This window comes from Mesorhizobium sp. M5C.F.Ca.IN.020.29.1.1 (assembly GCF_003997375.1).
Taxonomy (GTDB): domain Bacteria; phylum Pseudomonadota; class Alphaproteobacteria; order Rhizobiales; family Rhizobiaceae; genus Mesorhizobium; species Mesorhizobium wenxiniae.
Window position 1 is genome coordinate 1 of the sequence record NZ_RZSW01000860.1, and the last position, 1,820, is coordinate 1,820.

Genomic DNA, 1,820 nt, shown 5'->3' on the forward strand with positions numbered 1-1,820 from the left:
CCGCTCACGGCTGCGACCGTCATGCCCGCCGCATCTGGCGAGATGCAGCTTGTCGGCCGCGCCCTGGCACGCGAAGGCGGAGCCTTCCGCACGATTATCAAGATGCACAACCAGCGGCTCTATCGTATCGCCCGCAGCGTCGTCCGCAACGACAGCGAGGCTGAGGACATCGTGCAGGAGGCCTATGTCAGGGCCTTTGCCCAACTCGGGGATTTTCGCGGCGAATCCTCTCTCGCCACATGGCTGTCGCGCATCGTCATCAATGAGGCGCTTGGGCGTTTGCGCAAAAGGCGGCGAACGGTAGCGATGCCGCAAAGTCTACAAGCCGAAATCATCAAGTTTCCCCTTAATCCCAGCGATGATCCGGAGCGGACGATGGCGCAACGGCAGATCCTCGAGCTTGTCGAACGGGCGACCGATCGCCTTCCCGATGTCTACCGGACAGTATTCGTGGCGCGGGTGATCGAGGGTCTTAGCATAGACGAGACCGCAGAATTGCTTGATGTGCGGCCTGAAACCGTCAAGACCCGGCTGCACCGCGCCCGCGCCCTCGTCCGCAAGGCGCTGGACGATCAGATCGGCCCGGTGCTGCTCGATGCCTTCCCCTTCGCCGGCCGCCGGTGTGAACGGCTGACCGCCGGGGTGATGCAGCGGCTTGGCTTTACAGACTGATTTTTCCCGAATTCCCGGGAACGTTTGCCCCCGCCCGGCATCCAATCATCGTCAACTGGAAATGCCCGGAGCCATTCGCATCCGGGCGAAGGAGAACGTCATGTTTATTCGATCGACCACCGCACTGGCAGCGCTTTTCCTGCTCAGCACAGCAACGTTGGCGCAAGCCTCCGATAAGCCGAGCGACCCGCAGATCGCCCACATCGCCTACACAGCCGGCGTGCTTGACGTCGAGGCGGCCATGCAAGCGCTGAAGAAATCGAAAAACAAGGAGATTCTCGACTTCGCCAAAGGCATGGTGCGAGACCATGAAGCCGTAAACAAACAAGCGCTTGACCTGGTCAAGAAGCTCAATGTGACGCCAGAGGACAACGCCACCAGCAAGGCGCTGACCAAGGCGGCGGACGAGGAACGGGCGAAGCTCGCCAAGCTCGACGGCGCCGCGTTCGACAAGGCCTATGTTGACAACGAGGTCGCCTATCACAAGCAGGTCAACGGCGCGCTCGAAACCCTGCTGATCCCCTCGGCCGAGAATGCCGAACTGAAGAGCCTGCTGGAGACCGGCCTGAAGCTATTCCAGGGCCATGAACAGCATGCCGAACATGTCGCCGGCATGCTGAAATGAGTACAGCACCGACGCTGTCGAAACGGCATCTGTGGATTGCAATGGCGCTAACTATTGCTGCCACATCCGCCAAGGCCGAAACGATTGAGGTGACGATCGAGAAGCTGGTGTTTTCGCCCGCAAGCATCGAGGCGAAGGTCGGCGACACGATCGAGTGGGTCAACAAAGACGTGTTCGCCCACACGGCGACCGTCACAGGCGGCTGGGAGGTGATGATCCCGCCGAAGACATCGGCGAGCCTGACGCTGAAGAGGGCAGGTTCGTTCGACTATTTCTGCCGCTTCCACCCCAACATGAAAGGCCAAATGACGGTGACGTTGCCCTAGCCAAGCCAGCAGAGACGGTCCTGCATGCGCAGGGCGGTCGGGCGGCATCAAGCCGCCTGGTAGCGAGGCGCCGGCTCGCCGATCTGCGTCGCGGCGAACAGGGTGGCGCGAACAGGGTGGCGCGGGCAGCGTCGTAGGCTTCCCACAGCGCGCGGTCTGGTAGAGGTCCGCCAGGATGCCCACGACCGGTGAACGAA

The 1,820-nt window shown here is 61.8% G+C and carries 3 protein-coding genes; all 3 read left to right on the plus strand.

Going from position 1 to position 1,820, the window contains the following annotated elements; all coding sequences use genetic code 11:
• Positions 1-21 precede the first annotated feature (21 nt).
• The 3 genes from EOA85_RS34355 (at position 22) to EOA85_RS34365 (ending at position 1,623) form a co-directional block, all read left to right on the plus strand.
• Positions 22-672 carry an RNA polymerase sigma factor gene (locus EOA85_RS34355; RefSeq protein WP_127212642.1) on the plus strand — a complete coding sequence of 217 codons (651 nt, stop codon included), beginning with the start codon at positions 22-24 and terminating at the stop codon, positions 670-672.
• Between the two features lie 100 nt (positions 673-772).
• Positions 773-1,297, plus strand: coding sequence for a DUF4142 domain-containing protein (locus EOA85_RS34360; protein ID WP_127212643.1), 525 nt, complete (start codon positions 773-775; stop codon positions 1,295-1,297).
• Complete coding sequence (locus EOA85_RS34365; RefSeq protein ID WP_164760102.1) at positions 1,294-1,623, plus strand: cupredoxin family copper-binding protein; 330 nt, start codon at positions 1,294-1,296, stop codon at positions 1,621-1,623. Before EOA85_RS34360 ends, EOA85_RS34365 begins: the two co-directional genes overlap by 4 nt.
• Positions 1,624-1,820 lie beyond the last annotated feature (197 nt).